This window comes from Pseudarthrobacter sp. MM222 (genome assembly GCF_947090775.1).
Taxonomy (GTDB): Bacteria; Actinomycetota; Actinomycetes; order Actinomycetales; family Micrococcaceae; genus Arthrobacter.
On the sequence record NZ_OX352321.1, the window covers coordinates 941,115 to 957,550 of the forward strand.

Annotated in this window: 13 protein-coding genes; 3 read left to right on the forward strand and 10 right to left on the reverse strand. The window is 65.5% G+C overall.

Annotated elements, in window-relative coordinates; genetic code table 11:
* Positions 1–107: 107 nt before the first annotated feature.
* On the forward strand, positions 108–2,510 hold the full coding sequence (gene pdxA / locus OM977_RS04420) for a 4-hydroxythreonine-4-phosphate dehydrogenase PdxA (protein WP_264356323.1): 2,403 nt from the start codon (positions 108–110) through the stop codon (positions 2,508–2,510).
* Positions 2,511–2,781: 271 nt separating this feature from the next.
* Here the strand turns inward: pdxA and OM977_RS04425 are convergent, their stop codons facing one another.
* From OM977_RS04425 to OM977_RS04460, 8 genes are all read right to left on the reverse strand, one after another.
* Positions 2,782–3,864 carry a glycerophosphodiester phosphodiesterase family protein gene (locus OM977_RS04425; RefSeq protein ID WP_264356324.1) on the reverse strand — a complete coding sequence of 361 codons (1,083 nt, stop codon included), beginning with the start codon at positions 3,862–3,864 and terminating at the stop codon, positions 2,782–2,784.
* Positions 3,865–4,105: 241 nt separating this feature from the next.
* Entirely contained in the window at positions 4,106–5,479 is a 1,374-nt protein-coding gene (locus OM977_RS04430; RefSeq protein ID WP_264356325.1) for an MFS transporter, read from the reverse strand.
* Positions 5,480–5,517: 38 nt separating this feature from the next.
* On the reverse strand, positions 5,518–6,993 hold the full coding sequence (locus OM977_RS04435) for an NAD-dependent succinate-semialdehyde dehydrogenase (RefSeq protein ID WP_264356326.1): 1,476 nt from the start codon (positions 6,991–6,993) through the stop codon (positions 5,518–5,520).
* A 19-nt stretch (positions 6,994–7,012) separates the two neighbouring features.
* Positions 7,013–8,263 carry an iron-containing alcohol dehydrogenase gene (locus OM977_RS04440; RefSeq protein WP_264356327.1) on the reverse strand — a complete coding sequence of 417 codons (1,251 nt, stop codon included), beginning with the start codon at positions 8,261–8,263 and terminating at the stop codon, positions 7,013–7,015.
* A 164-nt stretch (positions 8,264–8,427) separates the two neighbouring features.
* The gene (locus OM977_RS04445) at positions 8,428–10,323 is read right to left on the reverse strand and encodes a helix-turn-helix domain-containing protein (RefSeq protein WP_264356328.1); all 1,896 of its coding nucleotides are present in this window, start codon (positions 10,321–10,323) and stop codon (positions 8,428–8,430) included.
* Positions 10,324–10,480: 157 nt separating this feature from the next.
* A complete protein-coding gene (locus OM977_RS04450; protein ID WP_264356329.1) occupies positions 10,481–11,530 on the reverse strand; it encodes a sigma-70 family RNA polymerase sigma factor in 1,050 nt (349 codons plus the stop codon).
* Between the two features lie 281 nt (positions 11,531–11,811).
* Entirely contained in the window at positions 11,812–12,279 is a 468-nt protein-coding gene (locus OM977_RS04455; RefSeq protein ID WP_264356330.1) for an SRPBCC family protein, read from the reverse strand.
* Positions 12,280–12,382: 103 nt separating this feature from the next.
* Positions 12,383–13,240, reverse strand: a complete 858-nt coding sequence (locus OM977_RS04460) for a PhzF family phenazine biosynthesis protein (protein ID WP_264356331.1) — start codon at positions 13,238–13,240, stop codon at positions 12,383–12,385.
* A 205-nt stretch (positions 13,241–13,445) separates the two neighbouring features.
* Here OM977_RS04460 and OM977_RS04465 point away from each other — a divergent pair, with 205 nt between their 5' ends.
* Complete coding sequence (locus OM977_RS04465) at positions 13,446–13,811, forward strand: hypothetical protein (protein ID WP_264356332.1); 366 nt, start codon at positions 13,446–13,448, stop codon at positions 13,809–13,811.
* 51 nt (positions 13,812–13,862) lie between these two features.
* Here OM977_RS04465 and OM977_RS04470 read toward each other — a convergent pair whose 3' ends face one another.
* Both OM977_RS04470 and OM977_RS04475 read right to left on the reverse strand, forming a co-directional pair.
* On the reverse strand, positions 13,863–14,612 hold the full coding sequence (locus tag OM977_RS04470) for an ArsR/SmtB family transcription factor (protein WP_264356333.1): 750 nt from the start codon (positions 14,610–14,612) through the stop codon (positions 13,863–13,865).
* A 65-nt stretch (positions 14,613–14,677) separates the two neighbouring features.
* Positions 14,678–15,403: a potassium channel family protein gene (locus OM977_RS04475; RefSeq protein ID WP_264356334.1), complete on the reverse strand. Its 726-nt coding sequence runs from the start codon at positions 15,401–15,403 to the stop codon at positions 14,678–14,680.
* Between the two features lie 275 nt (positions 15,404–15,678).
* On the opposite strand from OM977_RS04475, the gene OM977_RS04480 reads away from it, so the two are divergent.
* On the forward strand, positions 15,679–16,371 hold the full coding sequence (locus OM977_RS04480; RefSeq protein WP_264356335.1) for an LmeA family phospholipid-binding protein: 693 nt from the start codon (positions 15,679–15,681) through the stop codon (positions 16,369–16,371).
* The last annotated feature ends 65 nt before the right edge of the window (positions 16,372–16,436 follow it).

The following is a 16,436-nucleotide window of genomic DNA, read 5'->3' on the forward strand; positions in this document are numbered from 1 at the left end:
ATTGTGCCATCATGGGAACACAGCCCCGCTAGATACTTTGCTCGGTGGGTACGGGATTTCTTTCATTCATCAGCGCTTTCAGCTACGCACTTCAGGGAGGAGGGAACATGGCGGCAGTCCTTATACAGGCCGACGACTTCTCCGGCGCCGCCGAGGTTGCACAGTGCTTTGCCCAGTACGGGTTCGGAACGCGGATCCTGCTGGAACCTTCCTTCGCGGATGCCGGCACCTCCTCCGACACTTCCGGGGATTCCGAGATTTCCGACGTGGTGGTCGTTGATACCCACTCGCGGGCATCCTCCCCGGAGGACGCCGCAGCCGCAGTGGCCCGGGCGTTCGCCGGGCAAGATGTGGCTGGAGAACGGGTGCTCTTCAAGAAGATCGACTCGCTCTGGCGCGGCAACGTTGGCGCCGAAGTCGGCGCCTTGACTGGCCTCGGCTTCCACGTGCTCGTTGCGGGCGCCCTGCCCCAGTTGCGCCGGACCGTGGTGGACGGACGTCCTTATGCTGACGCAGTTCCGCTGGCCGAAACCACACTCTGGCAGGCGGAGGCTTCGACGCCGCCGGCGCACGTGGCGGAGGTCCTGGGCACGTCGGCTGGCGAGTTGGGCAAGCTGGATCTCGCCGCGGTCCGCTCCTCGGATCTGGCCGCCAGCCTTGGTCGCGTGTTCTCCCAAGGCGTCCCCACGACCGTGATAGCGGACGGCGAAACTGAGGCAGACCTGGAATCCGTAGTCGAGGCCCTCAAACGCTTGGGCTTTGAAGCCGGTGGTCGGCGGATCGTTCTGGTGGGAACGGGCGGCATCGCCGACGTCCTTGCACGGGCGTTGGGGGCTGGGTCTGCGCACAATGCGCAAGATGCGCAGGTTGTTGCGCCGGACTCGAGCACCCCGGTGCAAACTCTGAGCGGGGCCGCAAGGCCGGTGCTCGCCGTCGTCGGCTCCGCCTCGGATGCTGCACGGAGGCAACTGCGGGAGCTCCAGGCCGGCGGTCTTCGGCTTGTCGGGCTGACCCCGGAGGAGCTGCGTCAGGGGACAGCGGACCCGAAACTCAACGCCGTCCGCGAGGCACTGGCGTCCGGCGAACCCGTGGTCCTGACGGTCATGGCCGAACACGTGGATCCCCGGGAGGCCGGCGGGATCGTCCGGAACCTGGCACGCTTTGTGTCCGCCGCCATCGACACCGGGGTGGCCGGCGCCCCGCTTCCCCACCTCATCCTCACCGGCGGCGAGACCGCCCGCGAGGTATTAGACATCCTCGGCATCCGCACCTTGGAGCCGCTGGAAGCCGTCCAACACGGGGCCGTGGTCAGCCTGGCAGACGACGGCAGGCTGGTCGGCACCAAACCCGGGAGCTTCGGCGATGACCTGGCCCTGCTGCAACTCTTTTCCGCAATCCACGGCCGCCGGACAACCAACGCGGCCGGCCTGAGCAAATCAAAACCACTCGACCCTTCCGATCCCTCTGGAGAAGCAATGAATTCAGCGTTGAATGCGACCGAACAGGACACCCGACCCTTCATTGCGGTCACCATGGGCGACGGCGCCGGCGTCGGCCCCGAAGTGACAGTGGGCGCGCTGGTGGCCGAGAACGCCTACCGGGACTGCCGCCCGGTGGTCATCGGGGACGTGTACCGGCTGGAACTCGGTGCCAAGGCTCTCGGCATCGAGGCAAACATCGTGGAGATCCAGGACATCGCCGAGGCCGTGTTCGAGCCGGGCCGCATCAACGTGATTGATCCGAAGCTGCTGCCGCACGATCTGCCCTGGGGTGTGGAGTCTGCGGTGGCGGGCAACGCCGCGTACCACTACATCCGGATCGCCTGCGAGCTCGGCATGAAGGGCAAGGTGCAGGGGATCTGCACCGCGCCGCTGAACAAGGCCGCGCTGCACAAGGCCGGGCACATTTTCCCGGGCCACACCGAGTTGCTGGCGCACTTCATGGGGATCGAGGAAGTGTCCATGATGCTGTCCACGCCCAAGGTCAAGGTCATCCATGTCACCACGCACATTGGCCTGATCGATGCGGTCAACAAGATCGAGCCCGGCCTGGTGGAGCGCACCGTCCGCCGCGGCCACAGCGCCATGCAGCGCGCGGGTATTGCCAACCCGAAGATCGGCGTCTGCGCCATCAACCCCCACGCGGGGGAGAACGGCCTCTTCGGCTACGGCGAGGAAGCGGAGAAGATCACCCCGGCCATCGAGAAGCTGCAGGCCGACGGGATCAACGCCATAGGCCCGCTCCCGGCCGACACCGCCTTCTTCCTGGCTGGCCGCGGCGACTACGACCTGATCGTCGCGATGTACCACGACCAAGGCCACGGCCCCGTCAAGGTCCTCGGCATCGAAGCCGGCGTCAACATCACCGTGGGCCTGCCGGTGATCCGCACCTCCGTGGACCACGGCACCGCTTTCGACATCGCGGGCAAGGGCATCGTGGACGTGCGCAGCATGATCGAGGCCCTGCGCCAAGCCGCCGAGATGTCACCTAGCCCGGCGGCGCTGAAGTAACACTGCCAGACCGCGTCGGGCCCTAGGGCCATGCCAACGCGGGTGCGGCCACTCGGTGCCGCCTCCGTAGTTGGCCCAAAGGACCAGCGCGACCGCGCAGACCAAGTCACCCGCCTCGCAGGAGGCCTACGAACCGGCGCTGGCCGGAGTAGCCCAGCTTTGACGCCCTCGGGACGGCGGCGCAGACCGGGATGCTGATGACACCGGCTAAAACTGGGCTAGTCCGGATCACGGGGGCGGCCATTGAGTGGCCGCCCCCGTGGTCGTGTTGCTAGGCCTGAGGCGAGTAGGCCTTGGGGAGCTTCAGGCCGCGCTCTTCCATTACCGTGCGCAGTCGGGTGGGGTAGTCGCTGATGATGCCGTCCACGCCGAGGTCCATCAGCCGCGCCATGTCCGCCGTCGTGTTGACCGTCCACGGGATGACCGGCAGGCCGAGCTCGTGGGCTTCGGTGATCATGCCGGGCGTGACGGACCGGAAGGTGGGGGAGATGACGTCGTAGCCCTGGGCAGCCGCAGCCTTGGCGAGCGACCCGCCGTAGGTGTCGATGTCGATGCCGCCGAGGTTGGCGCTGGCGCCGGGCTTGCCGACCTCGAGCCAGGCTTCGCCGCTGGACAGGGCTGCGAGCGGGAGCTCCGGGGCGAGCGTCTTGGTCAGGTTGAGCGAGGACCAGTCGAACGACTGCACGGTGCTGCGCTCGGCCATGCCGGCGGCATAAATCTCCGTAACCACGGCCTTTGTCAGCGCCACCATGCCCTCGCCGCCGGACCGGCCGTCCTCCACCTTGGTCTCGATGTTGAAGCGGACCTTCTTGGCGTCGGCGTCGCGCACCAGCTGGAACACGTCCTTGAGCTCCGCGATCCGGTTGCCCTCGATAACGTCCTGCTCCGGGTACCCCTTCAACTGGGAGAAGCCGCAGTCCAGGGTCTTGATCTGGGCAAGTGACAGCTCCGCGACCCGGTCGCCGACATACGGGAATTGCGGGTCCCCGGGCGTAGCCGGCGCGGTGTCGCGGCACTTGTCTGCCTGGATGGTGTCGTCGTGCCAGACGATGACCTTGCCGTCCGAGGTCAGGTGGGTGTCCAACTCCAGGGTGGTCACCCCCAGCTTCAGCGAGTTGGCGAACGCGGCCAGGGACTCCTCGGTCCACTCTCCTCGGCCCCCGCGGTGGGACTGTAGATCAAAGGAGCCGTTGCTCTCGTTGATTTTGATGCCGGCTGTTGCTGAGGCGGAAGCCGTGGCGGAAGCGTTCGACGACGGTGCGGAGCCAGCTTCCGGGCTCATCGCGGCGACGGCGGGGCTCGCCAGCGACGCGATGAGCGCGGCGGTGGCCGCGGCAGTCAGGGGTGTGCGCATGGGAATGGTTCCTCCTGGATGACGGTGACCGGCACTGCACCGGCGACTCGACCAACCTAGGGAGGCCAGATGGCCTGACGAGTTCGGGGAGGTGGCGTCGGGGTGAACTCATAGATTGCTGCGGAGGTGCGCAACGCTGGCGCTGGTAATAAGTGCGGGCGGATCATCCCAGGCGCAGAAAGAAGGGCGCCGTCCAGGTCTAGCTTCGACCCGGACGACGCCCGCCTCAGTTCAGGAATTATCAGTTCGCGCTGACGCGATCCTGTGCGATCCCTGCGTTTTTCTCATCCAGCGCCTGGGCGGCGGTGACGCGCCGGTCCAACTTCTCCAGCGTTTCCGGGGCGAGGATGGTCGCCACCACCGTGATGACGCCGATGATGCTGAAGTAGAGGATGACCCAGCCGGGCTCGCCGTTTCCGGCGTTCAGGAGCGCCACGGCGACCAGCGGTGCGATGCCGCCAGCGAGCACCGAACCGAACTGGTAGCCCATGGACGCTCCGCTGTAGCGCAGCTTGGTGGAGAACAGCTCGGAGAAGAAGGCGGCCTGGGGGCCGTACATCGAGTTGTGGAATACGGCGAGCCCGATGATGATGGCGAGCGTTGCCAGCAGCGCGCTGCCGCTATCCGTCATGACGAAGTAGAGCGGGAAGAACAGGAGTCCGCCGATCGAGCCGAACAGGTACAGCGGCTTGCGCCCGATCTTGTCCGAGAGGATGGCCCAGAGCGGCACGGCGAAGACGCCGATGCCGGAGGCGATCAGGACCGACAACGTTCCCTGGTTGGCGCGCTCGGCTCCAAACGTCCGCATGATGTAGACCACCGAGAACGTGGTGTACAGGTAGAACGCGGAGTTCTCTGCCAGGCGCATGCCGACCACCAGCCAGATGCCCTTGGATTCCTTTTTCATGGCTTCGCCCAGCGGCTTCTTCGAGGTCTGCTTCGTTTCAAGAAGTTCCTTGAAGTCGTCTGAGTCCTCGAGCTTGGCGCGAACAACCAGGCCGATGACGATCAGGACCACGCTGAGCAGGAACGGCACGCGCCACGCCCAGGCGTCGAAGACTTCGGCGGGCACGGAGGACTTGACGATCAGGACGCTCGAGTTGGCGAGCAGCATGCCTGCCGGGACGCCCATCTGCGTGAAGCTTCCGAAGAATCCGCTGCGGCCGGGAGGGGCATGTTCGATGGAGATGACGGCCGCGCCGGCCCATTCGGCTCCGGCGCCGAAGCCCTGCAGCAGGCGCAGCACCGTCAGGAGGATGGGAGCCCAGACGCCAATCTGGGCGTAGGTGGGAAGCAGCCCCATGGCCAGCGTGGCGAAACCCATGATGAGCAGCGAGAGCACCAGCATGGGCTTGCGGCCGATTTTGTCGCCGAAGTGGCCGGCGAACATGCCGCCGAACGGACGTGCGACGAAGCCGACGGCATAGGTGACGAAGGCCAGAAGGAGCCCGGTCGCCGGGTCCTGTTCGGGGAAATACAGCCGGCTGAAGACGCCTGTCGCGGCCAGCAGACCGAAGATGTAGTAGTCGTACCACTCGATGGTGGTGCCCGCGAAGCTGGCGAGCGGTACCCGCCACGCTGCCTTCGGCTTGGCGTGGGAATTAGAGATCGTCATTGGTCTTTTCTTTCGGATGGAAACGAAGGGAGCCGGAGCTACCAGTCGAGGGCAATGTATTTGGTTTCGGTGAAGTCCAGCAGGCCCTGGTGGGCACCTTCGCGGCCGAGGCCGCTCTGCTTGACGCCGCCGAAAGGTGCTGCGGGATCGGAAACGAGTCCCCGGTTGAGGGCCACCATGCCGCTTTCGACGCGCTCGGAGACCCTGAGCCCTCGGCGGAGGTCCTCGGTGAACACGTACGCCGCGAGGCCGTACTCGGAGTCGTTGGCGGCGGCGATGACTTCCTCTTCGGTGTCGAAGGGGATGACCGAGGCCACCGGGCCGAAGATTTCCTCGCTGACCATGCGGGCCTGCAGCGGCACGTTGGTGACAACAGTGGGCGGGTAGTAGTACCCGGCGCCGTCGATGGCCTTGCCGCCGGCGAGGAGCCGGGCGCCCTGGCTGACCGCGTCGCGGACCAGCGAGTCGACCTTGCGGACGCTGGGCTCATCCACGAGCGGACCGACCTCGGTGCCGGGGTCGGTGCCCGGGCCTACGCGCATGGCGCCCATCCGCTCGGCCAGCCGGCGGGCGAACTCATCGTGGATGCCGCGCTGGACGTAGATCCGGTTCGCCGCGGTGCAGGCCTGGCCGCCATTGCGCATCTTGGCGATCATTGCGCCGTCGAGTGCCAGCTCGAGGTCCGCGTCATCGAAGACCAGGAACGGGGCGTTGCCGCCGAGTTCCATGGAGCACTTGAGCACGTTGTCGGCCGCCTGGCGCAGCAGGTGGCGTCCGACGCTGGTGGAACCGGTGAAGGACAGCTTGCGGACCCGGGGGTCAGCGAGGATGGGCGTCATGACGTCGCTGGTCTTGCTCGTGGTGATGATGTTGACCACGCCGGCCGGGACACCGGCGTCGACCATCAGCTGGGCGATCGCCAACGTGGTCAGCGGCGTGAGTGTGGCGGGCTTTAGCACCGCGGTGCAGCCGGCTGCCAGCGCCGGTGCCAGCTTCCGGGTGGCCATGGCTGCCGGGAAGTTCCAGGGGGTGATCAGCACGCAGACGCCGATCGGCATGTGCTGGACCAGGATCCGGTTGGAGCCCGACGGCGAAACGGATACATCGCCGATGATCCGGACTGCTTCTTCTGCATACCAGCGGAAGAATTCGGCGGCGTAGGCCACTTCACCGCGGGCGTCGGCCAGGGCTTTGCCGTTTTCGAGGGAGATGAGGTGGGCGATCTGCTCGCTGCGCTCGGTCATCAGGTCGAAGCAGCGGCGCAGGATTTCGGCGCGGCGGCGCGGGGGCGTCGCGGCCCACTCCGGGAGGGCTGCTGCCGCGGCGTCGACGGCGGCAAGGCCGTCCTCGACGTCGGCGTCGGCGATGTCCGTGATGACGGAAGCATCGGAAGGGTTGATCACCTCGACGGTGTCACCGTTGCTGGCGTCCTGCCAGGTCCCGGCAATCAGCAGCTGGCGGGGCACCGCCAGGCCGTCGACGTCGAGCGGTTCAGTGGTTGAAAGGAGGGTCATCTTTGGTCCTTATTGCTGGTCAGCGGATGGTGCGGTCGCCGGCGTAGGCGGCGTTCACGATGGAGGTGACGGCGTCGAGGTCAAGCGGCACGGGGTTGTTGTCGATGAGCCGCTTGGAATTCAGTGAGAGCTTGGCGATCTGGGCGAGGTCGCTTTCCTGCACGCCAAGGTCCTTCAGCGTCGGGGGCAGCTCGATGGCGGCGATGACCTCATCGATTGCCTCGACGCCTGCGACGGCGGCAGCGCGCGTGTCCAGCCCGCGGATATCCCGTCCCAGGGCTTCGGCGATCTGCGCGAGCTGCGGCTGGATGGCCTGGAAGTTGTGGCGGACGACGTAGGGCAGCAGGAGGCCGACGCCCACGCCGTGAGGAGTGTGGGTGAGGGCGCCCACCGGGTACTGGACGGCATGGGCCGCGGCGGTTCCGGCGTTGCTGAGGACCACGCCGCCGTAGAGTGCCGCGAGCATCATCCCGGCACGGGCCTCAGTGTTTTCGGGGTCCTTGTAGGCCGTGACGAGGCTGCGGCCCACGAGCCCGATGCCGTTCAAGGCGATCGAGTCGGTCAGGATGTTCTTGCCGACGAAGACCCGTTCGCTTGCCAGGGTGGACGTGGGTTCCCGGGTGATGGCGGTAAAGGACTCCACCAGGTGCACGAAAGTGTCCGCACCGGTGGCCGCCGTCAGGGACGGCGGGCAGGAGTAGGTCAGCTCGGGATCGCACACCGCGGCGAACGGAATGATGTGCGGGCTCGAGATGCCCATCTTCATGCCGAGGTCAGGGTCGGAGACGACGGCGATTGCAGTGGCTTCGGAACCTGTGCCCGCTGTGGTGGGCAGGGCGATGACCGGCTTGGTGGGGCCGGGAACGGCGAATTCGCCGTAGTAGTCGCTGGGTTTGCCGCCGTGGGTGAGCAGCACGGAGACGACCTTTGCCATGTCCATGCAGCTGCCGCCGCCGAAGCCGATGATGACATCGATTTCCTGGCCCTGGAGCTCCTCGACGCAGGCCACGATCCCGGACACCGGCAGCTCTGCCTGGGTGTCGCCGTAGACCCGTACGGTCAGGTTCTTGTCCTCGAGGCTGCGGACCAGGGCCGAAAGGTCCTCTGAGGCGGCCAGTCGCGGATCGGTGCAGACGAGGACGTTTGTCCCGAATTCGGCTGCGATATTGGCGACGGCGAAGCGCTGCTGGGCGCCGACGACGACGCTCCGCGGCAGGCGGAGGACGCCGAAAGTTGCGGGACGGATGCCCGCTGCATGCGCACACGACATTGTGAATAACTCCTAGAGATGGGATGGGCGGCTGCCCGAAAGGTGCCGCAGATCTCAGCATTCCAGAATGGAGTGACCCTCACCATGTGGTTTCGTGCCATATATAGACCTTGCGCATGTGTACGGGCACCATGTGCGCTGGATTGGCGGGGCTTGGCCGAAGGTCAGGATCCGCTGGAGCTGACGCCGGCTGTCTTCATCCGCCATAAGCGCAGCGCCACTTGGATGTCGAGGGAACGGCTTCCCCGGCGCCACGAGGCACCGATCAGGGCGTCGATCCGGTCCAGCCGCTGCCTCAAGGTGTTGGCGTGGATGTGGAGGGAGTCGGCCGTTTCCTGGGTGGCACCGCCGTATTCGTGGAATGTCCACGCGGTGAGGACCAGCTGCGTTCCCCTCCGCTCGTCGTATGCCAGAAGCGGCCCAAGCTGGGCAGCCAGCAGCTGTCCGGCGAAGGGGCTGTCCATCGCTCCGAGCAGCATTCCTGCGGTACCGAGGGCCGCACGGTCCGCTGCCTCGCCGTTGCGTGAGAGGGCCTGCAGTGCGCGGAGGACGGCGTGGGCTTCGGTGTGCGCCGCGGACAGCCGGGCGAAGCCGGTGATTGGTTCTGATGACCCGACGGCGGCAGTGATGCGGCGCCGTTTCAGCTCGTCAATGATGGACTGGCCGGTGCGCCCGGCACCGCCGGCTTCATTCGGGCGGCTGTCTTGTCGCTCCACGGGTTCAATGATGCACAAGTGTGATTCGTGCAGGGCGATGATTCCCGGGGCCCCCTCGAATCGATGCCTCAGTACGGAGAGTGCCCGTTGGCGCTGGTCGTCGCCGACCCCCACCACGCGCACCACAAGCTGGAGGTGGTTTGCCAGACCGAACTGCCCGGCCCGGCGGGCCAGCGCCGCCGAGTGTTCGGCGCGGGGACTCAGCAGGTCATCGATGAGTTCCAGCTGCAACCGGTACTGGGCGTCCTGGAAGGTGCGCTCCAAAAGCAGGGACACACTGAGCACCAGGGCGCTGCGTTCCAGGACCGCCAGCCGGGCCGTGCTGAGTTGCTCCGCGACGATGAGGGAGGCGAGGTGCTGGTCGCCCGCTACGGCGGACATCACGGTGTACTTCTTGTCCTTAATTTCGAAGTGTACGGCCGCCCTCCTGGCCGCTGACTCCTCGGCGGCGCTCAGGGCCGGGAAGCTACCGAAGTCTCCGTCCGAGGCAAGCCCCGCCAGCGGCTCGCCCATGGGAGAGACCAGGAAGACGGGAGTGCCAAGGGACTCGGCCAGCAGGTCGAGCAGATAGGGAAGGCTGCCGGTTGCGGCCAGGGTTTCCATGAGCCGCCGGTCCAGTGTGGAGAGCTCCTCCAGGGCCCGTACGTGGGCTAGGTTCTGCTGCTGTGCTTGGTCTAGCCGGGTAAGGGCGCTGGCCATTTCGCTGAAGTAACGGGCGTTCTCCAGTGCGACGGCTGCGTGCGTGCCAATGGATTCCATCAAGGCAATGTCATCACTGCTGAACAGGTGCGCATGCCTGTCGGCGACCAGGAGCGCGCCGATGACTTTCCCTTCTGCGCGAAGGGGGACACCCATGATGGCTCGGACGCCTTCGGCCGCAACAGCCGTGTCGCTGGACTCCAGATGGGATTTGGACTCGTCCATCAAATAGTCCGCGCTTTGGGCGGGCGCCTCGCCGGTCGCTACGGCGCCGAGCACGCCTTCGCCGAGGGGCATGCGGATGTTGCGGAAGAGAGCGGTGGTTGCGCCGTCAGTCACCCGGACGTAGGACTCACCGCTGTCGTAGTCGTTCAGGCTCAGGTAGGCGATGTCGCTGCCGATCAATGACCGGGTGCGCCGGACGATGGCCTTGAGCACGGCCTCCACGTCGCGGATGCCGGTCAGGTCGGTGGCCGTATCGTAGAGGACCCGCAGCAGGCCCTCCCGGCGGCTCGCCTCCCACAATTGGGCGTTCAGCCGCCGTGCCGCCGCCGCAGTGGACTGGTCAATGTCCCCGGCTTCCAGCCAGGCGGACAGTGTCGTTTCCAGATCAGCCGCGGAAACACCATGGTCGAGCATTGCCATGATTCGGCCGGCACCACCCGTACGGCGTGACGGGCCTCCGGCTGTCGGGACACCGCCGCTGTGAACGGCAGAACTGTCGTTGGCACGCATGAACCTAATGCTAGTCCGGGGGCCGGGCTGGCGTACGGCGGGCACCGCGACCAGGCGAGGGCCGTTCCTAGCGGAGCAGGAGCAAGTAATACTGCCGCAGGACATGCGAGCAGGAAGGGTGTCTGAGCTTCTTCAGCGCCGCGGCCTCGATCTGGCGTACGCGTTCGCGCGGCATGCCGCACGCCTTCCCGACAGCCTCCAAGGTGTTCTCTTTACCGCCCGTCATGCCGAAACGCATCGCTATAACGCCTGCTTCCAGCTCTTCGAGTGAGTCGAGTACGGCATGTACCCGCTCCTTCAACTGTCGATGGAAGAGTGGATCCGTGGCGTCGAACTCAAAGGGATCCAACAACTGTTCGGCCAGCGCTTCGGAGCCGCCCCTACCGTCGGGCACTAGGAAGCTCAGCGAATATGTCGGCTTGTCCAAGGTCAGCAGGTAGTTGATCTTGTCGACGGAATAACCCGTCAGCTGGCTAAGATCCTCTATGCTGCAGACGGGCCCCGCGATCTCGGCTGTCCGCTGTGCTGACCGGACCTTCTGCAACTGCTCGATGACGTTAACCGGCAGCCGGATAAGACGGGCTTGGTTAGCCAGCGCCCGGGTGATGGCTCGCCGGATGCAAAACGTAGCGTAGGTGGAGAATCTGAAACCCTTGGCGAAATCAAACTTGTAGACGGCCTCGTGCAGTCCCAAGTTTCCTTCCTGAATCAAGTCCAGGAGCTCCAGGCCCCCGTGGGTGTAGTGCTTGGCGATCGACACCACTAGCCGGAGGTTAGCGGTGAGCAGCACGTCCGCGGCACGCTGCCCCAGAAGGACGATGGTCCGGAGTTCTCCTCTGTCCCGTTCAGGCCGCGAAATTTCCTTGCCCAGGAGTTGTTCCGCGAAGAGCCCTGCCTCGATCTCCTGCGCCAGCTCAACTTCCTGCTCGGCAGTGAGCAAGTCGAATTGACGCAGCAGGCGCAGGTAGTCCGCGAGGGCGTTGTCCGTGAAGCCTTCGGTGCCGGCGCGCTGCTCCCGCCACTCGGCGTCATCCGGCTCAGATGATTCAGGGATCGGGGCGGCTGCTGCAGGCAGGGAAGCCTTACTGTCGATTGCCTCGCGGATCGGGTCGGCCATTTCATCCCCCGTTGAACTGTTCAAGCTCGTGAAGGCAGACTACGTGGCGGGTGCGACAATTATCGGGCGATACTCCGCGGTGGTAGACGCACCAATAGCGGTCAATTTGTCCGGCCGGCATCGCCTGCCTGGACGCCCTATGCCGTCATACCGGGCGACTGGGTACTGAGGCCGGCATCTCGATTTCTAGGAACCCATGCGGGCACAGGGCAACTTCCGACACTGAAGACTTGCTCGCCCGCGTAGGCTCGCGAACTGCCTCGGCGCGCAGGCCGCGCGGTTCAGGTGCGACTACCCAAAACCGCCTGCAATTTCTCGAACGACTCGGTCCATCCGTTGCGGTGCAGTTCCAGCCGCTCTTCCGTCAGGAACGGTCCGTGCGAGAGCACCAGGCGCGTGGCTTCGCCGGTGCTCCCGAGTGCGAGGTCGACGACGGTTTCCCGGTCGTCCGGCGTCGGTTCCTCCCAGCGGAAGGTGTACACCAGGCGCCATGGGGGATCGATCTCCAGGAACTCGCCCGAGAGGTGGAACGGTTCGCCGTCCGGTGGCGTCATGCGGAATCCGTAGCGGCCGCCTTCCGTGAGGTTCACCTCGGCTGCAGGGATGGTGAAGCCGTGCGGACCCCACCACTTCACCAGCTGGGTCGATTCCGTCAGCATCCTGAAGACTTCTTCCGGCGGAGCATCGAGCGTGCAGTCGAGGTTCAGGACCAATCCGCCAGTTTCCTCATTCCCGCTTGCCTCATTCATCGTTCAACTCTGGCACCCTGCAGACGCTGACGGAAGTGGCTCTTGCCGGGCAGCGGCCGGCAAGCTGGACGCTGACGGAAGTGGCTCGGGCCGGGCTGCATGCTCAGGTGATCTCGATGGCTCCACCGCTCACGACAATCCCACCGGAGGTAGGAATGTCGACGGTGAGCACGCTCGGGCGGCCCACATGGCTGCCCTGGTGCACCACCACACGGCTTGGCAGGTTCACGAGAGAAAGCAAGCGGAGGTAGCCGCCGAAAGCAGCGGCAGCCGAACCGGTCGCCGGATCTTCGGTGATGGTGCCCACCGGGAAAAGGTTGCGCGCGTCGAACTCGCCCGGTCCCATCTCGCAAAGAGTCGTTACGGTGCCAGCCCAGTTCTGGGCATCCATCAGCGTGCGCATGGGATCCGGGTCGAAAACGAATGAGTCAAAGGTCCTTTGTTCTGCGAATACAAGAATGGGGTGCCAGTTCCCGGCGAAAGCGATCATCGGAGGGTACGCCGGGTGCAGCTCGCCGCGTCCCACGCCGAGCAACCCGAGCAGGGTGCTCAGAACACCGTCGGGGAACTCGGCCACTCGCGGCTCCACGCTCGTGAAGGATGCCGTGGCCGCTGCGCCCCGGCCCTGAGTCTCGATCACGACAGGCCCCACCGCCGTGTCGAAAACAAAAGTCCCCGCACCATCACGCCCTGACAGCACGACGGCCAAAGCAATCGTGGCATGGCCGCAAAACGGCACCTCGGCAATTGGGGAAAAGTACCGCACACGGTTTCGGCGGGAGTCTCCGTCAACTGCCGCCTCAGTGACAAAGACAGATTCCGCATATCCGATGTCGGCCGCGATAGCCTGCATACCGGCGTCGTCGAGTCGGGTTGCGTCCAGGATTACTCCCGCCGGATTTCCCCCATCCGGGGTGGTGGTAAAGGCGGCGTAGCGCAGTACTTCCGTGGGTTGTTCCATTCCGACATCGTCGCACAGTGGCCCATATGGCGGCGGAATGAACCAGGTCTGAATTTGTCCTAGTTGTCGCCCTCGCGAATGCGTAGAATTCACAATGTTCCTACTGGATCCAACCGCGCTGGGCGTTGCTGGGACGCGACGGCCGGAACAACGCAGCGGTCAGAAAAGCACCGATGGGCCTGATCGCAGAAATCAGGAGCACGTGATGAAGACAGTGCAAAACGTCGCGGCGGGCGCAGCGCTAACTGGCGCTCTCGCCGTCGGCGGCATGTATCTCGCGATGGCCGCTCCAGACGGCGCAGCGACCTCCACAACTCAGTCCGTTTCACATCAAAAGGGCAGCCACCAAGCCAACGGCATCACCGAGCAGCTGCTGACAGGCGACACCGCCGCCCGGGTGGAAGCGGCAGCGAAAGCCGCCAACCCCGGGGCGACCGTCGTCCGCGTCGAAACCGATGCGGAGGGGGCAGCCTACGAGGCACACATCCGGAAGGCCGACGGGACTTTTGCGACCGTGAAACTGGACGCCTCGTTCAACGTCACGGTCACCGAAACGGACAAGCGGCGCTAAGTCACAGTATTCACCACGACGGCGGCACCCGGGTTGGGCGCCGACGTCGCCTCAGGTGTACATGAGCGAGCCGGGAGTGGTGAGGAGCTCGCCGGTTTCCAGCCAGGTCTTCAGGCCGGAGAGGATCATCGGCCAGCCGCCGTAGAGCTGTTCGTTGGCGCCTTCGCGGAGCTGGTCGTGGGTGACGGTCAGGCGGCAGGAATCGCCCACCGGTTCGATCTCCCAGGTAACCCGGGACGTGCCTTCGGCCTTGACGTCCTCGCCCCAGAGTGCGCGCATGCTCTGGACGAGCCGGCGGGGCGGGTCCACCTCCAGATTCTCGCCCTCGCCCAGGGGTTCCCCGCCCTTGGTTGCCATCCCGAACCGTGATCCCGGCGTCCAGTCCGAGGTGACCACGGACCCGAACTGGTACTTGCTGCGTATCTCGCCGTCCGTGATGGCCTCCCAAAGCCGCTCCGGGGTGGTCTTGATATAGATTTCGAAGATCTTTTCCATGGGACTTTCCAATCTGGTTTTGAGGTCGCTGAGGCCAGCGGCCCATGGTTCGGCATATTTGCTCACCCAGCGGTCGTGGACCAGCCGGATGGGCACCGGATTCAGGAAGTGGAGTTTCTCCCGTCCCCGACGGCGGGTCACCACCAGGCCGGCTTCCTCCAGGACCCTGAGGTGCTTCATCACGCCGTAGCGGGTCATCTCGAAGCGGGCTTCCAGAGCGTGGAGGGTCTGCCCGTCGTTCCTGAAGAGTTCATCCAGGAGATCGCGGCGGGTGGCGTCGGCCAAGGCCTTAAATACGGCGTCCACAAATCCAGCATAGGTGACTGATTGGTCACATGTCTAGGACTTCACGGCACCGGTGCGCAGTCGCCCTAGTCCGTGGCCGGATTACGGCGCCGCAGATGCCGGTGGTGTAGCTCGTAGCTGTCGAACACATCGGAAGACGTGGTTCCTGAGTGGCCGAATTTGCCGCGAAGAACGTCCGCAAGTGCGTCCAGCGCCGCGTGGAGCATCCGTCCGGCGAACTGGAGTTCAGGGCTCTCACTGCGCAGGGCCTGGGATGCCAACTCCTGGGCGTAGGCCACCGTGGCCGGCAAGGAGCCGCGCTGCTCGACCTCACGGAAGTAATAAGTTTCATGGAACGCAAGGAGATCTATGCTCACCAAAGCCACGTTCCCGGCCATTGATTCCAACAGTCCGGCAGCATGCCGGGGATCCAGCGACAATACACCCGCGGGACCGGCAGCTTCCCTGAACAGGTTCAGCTGGTGGGCAAGGGCCCGGCGGCGGTTCAGGGCCGGGTACGTCTGAAGGATCCAAGTGACCGTTGCCGTCAGCAACCCGAAACCGGTGACGGCCTGGAGGGCTACAACTAGCCTGAGCACCGGATGCGCGGGCACGATTTCGCCGAACCCCACGGTGGAAAGAGTCACAAGGGAGATGTAGAGCGCTTCGGCAAAGTCGCCCCGCTGTGGAATCCCGGCTCCGTGAACAAAACCCGCCGGCAGATGGGGCAGATAGAGCAGGGCCCAGCCTATGGCCGCCAGCCCTGCCCAGGCGCCAATGACAGCGGCCATGGCCAAAGGTGCTGCGATCAAGGTGCCCCGGCCTCGCAGTTTTCTGGATACCAGCCAGAATCCGCGCATAATCGCCCGCCCTACAGGACCAGAACCGTGCTGGTAAAGGAGCGTACGAAAGACGTCAACGAACATCAGCAGAACCAGGCCGGCCCCCAAAACCGTCCAGAGCATACCCTCGATGTCCATGCCTCATCTTATGGGCGGCACTGCTTCGCAGCGGCGATGGGCATTACGGGACGGGAAGGAGCAGTCGGGGTTTCGCGCCCCAGGGGGCAAGCCATCAGACTGTCCTAATGAAGCGGACGCGTGTGAAGGACTGGCTGATCGGTGCTGCGGGGATGCTCCTCGTCCTGGGGGTGATGGCCGTGATCCTCTGGTGGTCGGTGAGCGCCCCGGCAGGCGGGGGAGAGGCAGGGCCTGTGCCGTCGCCGACGGCGGGGGCCGGCAGCCCGCCGTCGGCACAGCCTCCCGCAGACCTGCGGGAGGACGAGGTATGGCTCGCCGACGTTGCGCTGGACGCTGGGACCTTGGTGTCCGGGACCTCGACACTCCGCGACGTCCGGGCCGTCGGGCAGGACGTAATCACCAGCCCGGACGGGCTGGTCGCGGGACGGCTGACCGTGGACGCGACCGTGCCGTTCGAGGCGGTCGCCAGCAAGCTCGGCGACGGGACGGTGGTCAGCTCTGCCGACGGCGGCCAGGCCATGGTGGTTCGAACTGTCACGATCTTGGGCCGAGAAGTGCGCGTCACCGCCACCGGCACGGTCGAGGTCAAGGCCGGCAAGCTCGTTGTCGAACCACGCTCGATCGACGTAGGCGGGCCGGACTTCCTCTCCGACGCCACCGCCGCCGTCGTGCGCCGGTTCGTGACCATCGAGCACAGCATCGAGGGCTTGCCCGATGGCCTCGTGCTTCAGGACGTCGCCGTTCAGGGCGACGGCTTCCGCGCCAACCTTCGGGGTGAAGACGTCAAGCTTGACCCGTAGCGTCCGGTTGCGCTGTCACCTATCGTCGCTTTCAGCGGGTTGGGTGCACCGTGTCGTTCCGACGA